The sequence below is a fragment of the Pseudomonas sp. MD195_PC81_125 genome, from assembly GCF_014060985.1.
Taxonomy (GTDB): Bacteria; Pseudomonadota; Gammaproteobacteria; order Pseudomonadales; family Pseudomonadaceae; genus Aquipseudomonas; species Aquipseudomonas parakoreensis.
Window position 1 is genome coordinate 1 of record NZ_JABULD010000149.1, and the last position, 6,478, is coordinate 6,478.

Consider the following 6,478-nt stretch of genomic DNA (forward strand, 5'->3'; position numbering starts at 1 on the left):
TTCAGTGTTGCTCTTGTGGGAGCGAGCTTGCTCGCGAATGGCCGCGCCGCCGGTTCAGAGTTTTTCCAGCGCCATGTTCAGCTCCAGCACATTCACCACCGGTGGCCCCACCAGCGGCTGTTCAATGTGCGCATCGAGCAGTTGCTGCAAGGTCGCCACCGGCAGGTTGCGCGCTTGCGCGACACGCTCCAGTTGATAGGCAATTGCCGCCGGTGGCAAGTGCGGATCGAGGCCGCTGCCGGAGGTGGTCAGCAGCGCCAAGGGCACTGGTCCCTGGCCGGGCACCTGCAACTTGGCGGCGTCGTCAATCACCCGCGTGGCCAGCGCCGGATTGCTTGGTGCGAGGTTGCTGGCACTGCTGGACACGGTCGCAAACGCGCCCGCCGAAGGACGCGGATGGAACCAGGCATCACCGACGAAATCCTGGGCGATCAGCGACGAGCCGCGCACTTTGCCGTCGGCATCGTGCACCAGGCTGCCGTTAGCCTGTTCAGGAAAGGCGACCTGGGCAACGCCGGTCACCACCAGTGGATAGGCCACACCGGTGACCAAGGTCATCAGCACCAGCAGGCTCAGGGCCGGACGTAACATTGTGGACATTGCAAAATCCTCGAATTCAGAAAGCGGATACCGCGTTAATTCAGGTGGACCGAGTCGACTTCATCGCCAGCAGGCTGGCTCCCACAGGGGACCGCATTGCAACTGTGGGGGCGAGCCTGCTCGCGAAGGGATCACACCAGATGCAGCGCCGTGAGCAGCATGTCGATCGCCTTGATCCCCACGAACGGCACCAGAATCCCGCCCAGTCCGTAGATCAGCAGATTGCGTCGCAGCAATGCCGCGGCGCTCGCCGCCTGCACGCGCACGCCCCGCAATGCTAGTGGAATCAGCACCACGATGATCAGGGCGTTGAACACGATGGCCGAGAGGATCGCGCTTTGCGGACTGGTCAGGTGCATGATGTTCAGCACGCCCAGTTGCGGATAAATCGCGGCGAACAGCGCCGGCAGAATCGCGAAGTATTTGGCGACGTCGTTGGCGATGGAAAAGGTCGTCAGCGCGCCACGGGTCACCAGCAATTCCTTACCGATCTGCACCACGTCCAGCAGCTTGGTCGGGTCGCTGTCGAGGTCGACCATGTTCGCCGCTTCGCGCGCGGCTTGTGTGCCGTCGTTCATCGCCATGCCGACGTCAGCCTGGGCCAGCGCCGGGGCGTCGTTGGCGCCGTCGCCGCACATGGCGACCAGACGGCCGTCGTTCTGCTCATGGCGGATACGCGCCAGTTTCTTCTCCGGAGTAGCTTCGGCGAGCACGTCATCGACGCCCGCTTCCGCCGCGATGGCCGCAGCAGTCAACGGGTTGTCACCGGTGACCATCACGGTGCGAATCCCCAGTTTGCGCAGCTCGGCAAAACGCTCGCGAATGCCTGGCTTGACCACGTCCTTGAGGTGGATCGCACCCAGCAGTTTGCCGTCGGCGCAGACCAGCAACGGCGTACCGCCGCTCTGCGCGATCTTGTCGATTTCCCGCGACAGCGCCGGGGCCAGATCGGAGCGTTGTTGACCAAGGAAGGCCAGCAGCGAATCCACGGCGCCCTTGCGGTACACGCGGCCCTGATAGTCGACACCGGACAGGCGGGTTTCCGCGCTGAACGGTACGGCAGTCAAGGTATCCAGCGCTGGCTCGGATTGCGGGTGCAGACCGCGCAGGTATTCGACGATGGACTTGCCTTCGGCGGTTTCGTCCGCCAGCGAGGCGAACAACGCACCTTCGGCCAACTCGCGACCACTCACGCCCGGCGCGGCATACACCGCGCTGCAACGACGGTTACCGAAGGTGATGGTGCCGGTCTTGTCCAGCAGCAGAACGTGCACGTCACCGGCCGCTTCCACGGCGCGCCCGGATTTGGCGATCACGTTCAGGCGTACCAGACGATCCATCCCGGCAATACCGATGGCCGACAACAGGCCGCCGATGGTGGTCGGAATCAGCGTGACCAGCAGCGCCACCAGGAACACCAGCGGCAGGCTGCCGTTGGCGAAGTGGGCGAACGGTTGCAGGGTCACCACCACCAGCAGGAAGATCAGGGTCAGGCCGATCAGCAGGATATCCAGCGCGACTTCGTTCGGGGTCTTCTGGCGTTTGGCGCCTTCGACCAGTGCGATCATGCGGTCGAGGGTCGACTCACCGGGGTTGGCGGTGATCTTCACCAGCAACCAGTCGGACACCAGGCGCGTGTTGCCGGTGACCGCCGAGCGATCGCCGCCGGACTCGCGAATCACTGGCGCCGACTCACCGGTAATCGCCGCTTCATTGACCGCCGCGATCCCTTCGATGACTTCGCCGTCACCCGGGGATCATCTCCCCCGCTTCGACGCGCACCACATCACCTTTGCGCAGGTTGGCGGCAGGCACCACCTGAAAGCTGCCATTGGCCAGTTTGCGCCGCGCGCTGAGACCTTCGCTGCCGGCCTTGAGGCTGTCGGCGCGGGCCTTGCCGCGCCCCTCGGCCAAGGCCTCGGCGAAGTTGGCGAACAGCACCGTGAACCACAGCCACAGAGCAATCTGCGCGGCGACGAAAGTCGGCACGACGTTGTCCGGGATGAAGCACAGTACGGTGGTGAAAATCGCCGTCAGTTCGACCACCAGCATCACCGGCGAACGCACCAGCTGGCGCGGGTCGAGCTTGACGAAAGCTTGCACCAGCGCCGGACGCCACAGGGCCGAGATCGCGGTTTTCGCTTGTTCCGGCGCCTTGACGGCGGCGGGTTTGATTGCGGGCATATTCATCATTGACTCCTTAGAAGCCCATGCTCAGATGTTCGGCGATTGGGCCCAATGCGAGGGTCGGCAAGAACGTCAGGCCACCCACCAGCAAAATGGTCACGGTCAGCAGCGTCACAAACAGTGGCCCGTGAGTCGGGAAGCTGTTCTGGCCAATCGGTGCGGTTTTCTTCATCGCCAGGCTGCCGGCCAGAGCCAGTACCGGCAGGATGTAGCCGAAGCGACCGATCAACATGCCCAGACCGAGCATCAGGTTGTGGAACGGCGTGTTGGCGCTCAGGCCACCGAACGCCGAACCGTTGTTCGCGCTGGCCGAGGTGTAGGCGTACAGCAACTGGCTGAAACCGTGCGGGCCGGGGTTGCTGATGGTCGCCGCCGGGCCAGGCAGAGTGGCGGCAATCGCACCGAGCACCAGCACGCCGATCGGCATCACCAGCAAGGTCACCACCAGCAATTGCACTTCCCGCGCCTGCAGTTTCTTGCCGAGGTATTCCGGGGTGCGGCCGATCATCAGGCCGGCGAGGAACACCGCGATCAGCACGTTGAGCAACATGCCGTAGAGCCCGGCACCGACGCCGCCGAAGATCACTTCGCCGACCATCATGTTGACCAGCGCGACCATGCCGCTGAGCGGGTTGAGGCTGTCGTGCATGCCGTTGACCGAACCGTTCGACGCCGCAGTCGTGGTCACCGACCACAGCACGGTGGCGGTGGTACCGAAGCGTGCTTCCTTGCCTTCCAGCGGCGCGGTCTGTTCGACCGCGACATTGTTCAGCGCCGGGTTAGGCTGATATTCGGCCCACAGCGACGTCGCGCCGCCAATCAGGAACAATGCGAGCATGCAGGCGATGATCGCGCGGCTCTGACGCAGGTCTTTCACGTAATGACCGAAGGTGAACACCAGCGCCACCGGAATCAGGATGATTGAAGCGACTTCGAACAGGTTGCTCCACGCGGTCGGGTTCTCGAACGGATGCGCCGAGTTCACACCGAAGAAGCCACCGCCGTTGGTGCCCAGTTGCTTGATCGCAATCTGGCTGGCGGCCGGGCCGAGCGGGATCACTTGATCGACGCCCTGCATCGTCACCGCGTTCACATATTGCGCGAAAGTCTGCGGTACGCCCTGCCATACCAGGTACAGCGCCAGCAGCAGGCACAGCGGCAGCAGGCCGTAGAGCGTGGCGCGAGTCATGTCGACCCAGAAGTTGCCCAGAGTCTTGGCCGATTTGCGCCCGATGCCACGGCACAACGCAACCAGCACCGCCAGACCGGTGGCAGCGCTGACGAAGTTCTGCACGGTAAGGCCGACCATCTGGCTCAGGTAGCTGAGGGTCGCTTCACCGCTGTAGGACTGCCAGTTGGTGTTGGTCATGAAGCTGACCGCGGTGTTGAACGCCTGGGTCCATTCCTGGCCCGGCAGGTTTTGCGGGTTCAGCGGCAAGTGATCCTGAAACAACAGGATCGCAAACAGCAGCAGAAAACCGGCGAGGTTGAACGCCAGCAAGGCCAGCGTGTACTTCTGCCAGCTCTGCTCAGCCTGCGGATCAACCCCGGCAATCCGATAGCAACCGCGCTCGACCGGGCCGAGAATCGGTGTCAGCCAGGTGCGCTGACCTTCCATCACCTTGTAGTAAAAGCGCCCGAGGAACGGCGCCGGCAGCAAGACCACCGCAAAAAACGCGAGGATCAGCCAATAGTCATAACTGTGCATAGCCGCTCCTAGTTCCGATCCGCGCGCAACAGCGCAACCAACAGATAAATGAACAGCCCGGCTGCCAGCAGCAGGGACACCCCGTCCAGAACGCTCATGGAAGATCTCCGTGTTACGGCGTATTGCCGCGTGTGGAGGCATTGTCGGAAAGGAGGCTGTAAAGGAACGAGAGCGAGGGGTGCGGCGAGGCATAAAGAAAGCGTAAAGAGTGGGTTTATGCTGGCTTTACAGCGGGGTTTTGCAGCGGGGTTTTGCAGCGTCAGATCGGGCCTCATCGCGGGCAAGCCCGGCTCCCACAGTTTTTTGCGTGGTCCGCAGAGTTTGATTCCAACGCCAAACCTGTGGGAGCGGGCTTGCCCGCGAAGACGGCAGCACTAACGACGTCGCACCCAACTGGCGCACGAAAATGTGCCCATCCGGTAATGAACATCTTGGATAACGACAGCTTTCAGCCTATTGCGACCTGATTCACATGACTGGCACGCCCACTGCACACGCCCTCCCCCGAGCTTTCCAAACCGTTCAGGGAGCATGCGCATGAACACACAACTCAAACCCACGCTGGGCACTTTGCACCTGTGGGGCATCGCCGTCGGGCTGGTGATTTCCGGCGAGTACTTCGGCTGGAGTTACGGCTGGGGCGTCGCCGGCACACTGGGTTTTCTGGTGACCTCGTTCATGGTCGCCACGATGTACACCTGCTTCATCTTCAGCTTCACCGAACTGACCACCGCGATTCCTCATGCGGGCGGGCCGTTCGCCTATAGCCGCCGAGCCTTCGGTGAAAAAGGCGGACTGATTGCCGGACTGGCCACGCTGATCGAATTCGTCTTCGCCCCTCCGGCCATCGCCCTGGCGATTGGCGCCTATCTGAATGTGCAGTTTCCGGCGCTCGACCCGAAACACGCAGCAGTCGGCGCGTACATCGTGTTCATGACCCTGAACATCCTCGGGGTGAAACTGGCGGCAACGTTCGAACTGATCGTCTGCGTGCTGGCAGTGATCGAATTGCTGGTGTTCATGGGCGTGGTCGCACCGGCCTTCAGCTTCAGCAGCTTTGCCCTGAACGGCTGGGCCGGCTCCGATGTGTTCGGTGCGCCGGCGATTGCCGGGATGTTCGCCGCCATTCCATTTGCAATCTGGTTCTTCCTCGCCATTGAAGGCGCGGCGATGGCCGCCGAAGAGGCCAAGGATCCCAAGCGCACGATTCCCAAGGCCTACATCAGCGGGATCCTGACTCTGGTGTTGCTGGCGATGGGCGTGATGTTCTTCGCCGGCGGTGTCGGTGACTGGCGCACCCTGGCGAACATCAATGACCCGCTGCCACAGGCGATGAAAACCGTGGTCGGCGACAATTCCGGCTGGTTGCACATGCTGGTGTGGATCGGCCTGTTCGGTCTGGTGGCGAGTTTCCACGGGATCATCCTCGGCTACTCGCGGCAGTTCTTCGCCCTCGCCCGCGCCGGTTACCTGCCGGCGTCGCTGGCGAAACTCTCGCGTTTCCAGACCCCGCACCGCGCAATCATCGCTGGCGGCGTGATCGGCATCGCCGCGATCTACAGCGACGGCCTGATCAACCTCGGCGGCATGACCCTCACCGCAGCGATGATCACCATGGCCGTGTTCGGCGCGATCGTGATGTACATCATGAGCATGCTCAGCCTGTTCAAACTGCGTAAATCCGAACCCAATCTCGAGCGGACTTTCCGTGCGCCGTGCTATCCGTTGATCCCGCTGATCGCGCTGGTGCTGGCGGTGGTGTGCCTGATCGCCATGGCTTGGTTCAATGCGCTGATCGGGCTGATTTTCCTTGGCTTCATGGCAGTCGGTTTCGGCTACTTCATGCTTACCGGTCAGTTGCGCGCTGACGCTCCGGCCGATGCCATGCTGACGGGGCGATAACCCATCATGTAGGAGCTGCCGAAGGCCGCGATCTTTTGATCTTGTTTTTGAAAAGGCAAAGTCAAAAAATCGCAGCCTGCG

General features: G+C 62.4%; 4 protein-coding genes and 1 pseudogene. 1 reads left to right on the forward strand and 4 read right to left on the reverse strand.

Translation table 11 applies throughout. The features are described from left to right. Positions 1-54: 54 nt before the first annotated feature. From kdpC to kdpF, 4 genes and pseudogenes are all read right to left on the reverse strand, one after another. Entirely contained in the window at positions 55-600 is a 546-nt protein-coding gene (gene kdpC, locus HT737_RS06630; protein WP_182401915.1) for a potassium-transporting ATPase subunit KdpC, read from the reverse strand. Between the two features lie 131 nt (positions 601-731). Continuing rightward, positions 732-2,790, reverse strand: a pseudogene (gene kdpB, locus HT737_RS06635) (potassium-transporting ATPase subunit KdpB). A 10-nt stretch (positions 2,791-2,800) separates the two neighbouring features. Next, positions 2,801-4,495, reverse strand: a complete 1,695-nt coding sequence (gene kdpA, locus HT737_RS06640) for a potassium-transporting ATPase subunit KdpA (protein ID WP_047295509.1) — start codon at positions 4,493-4,495, stop codon at positions 2,801-2,803. Positions 4,496-4,503: 8 nt separating this feature from the next. Continuing rightward, positions 4,504-4,593, reverse strand: a complete 90-nt coding sequence (gene kdpF / locus HT737_RS06645; protein ID WP_007963673.1) for a K(+)-transporting ATPase subunit F — start codon at positions 4,591-4,593, stop codon at positions 4,504-4,506. A 439-nt stretch (positions 4,594-5,032) separates the two neighbouring features. Between kdpF and eat the strand changes: the two genes are divergently transcribed. Next, entirely contained in the window at positions 5,033-6,397 is a 1,365-nt protein-coding gene (gene eat, locus HT737_RS06650) for an ethanolamine permease (protein ID WP_047295511.1), read from the forward strand. Positions 6,398-6,478: the final 81 nt, after the last annotated feature.

Coding starts and splice junctions, on each gene's coding strand:
- kdpC (WP_182401915.1), bottom strand. CDS start 600: ATGTCCACAATGTTACGTCCGGCCCTGAGCCTGCTGGTGCTGATGACC.
- kdpF (WP_007963673.1), bottom strand. CDS start 4,593: ATGAGCGTTCTGGACGGGGTGTCCCTGCTGCTGGCAGCCGGGCTGTTC.
- eat (WP_047295511.1), top strand. CDS start 5,033: ATGAACACACAACTCAAACCCACGCTGGGCACTTTGCACCTGTGGGGC.
- kdpA (WP_047295509.1), bottom strand. CDS start 4,495: ATGCACAGTTATGACTATTGGCTGATCCTCGCGTTTTTTGCGGTGGTC.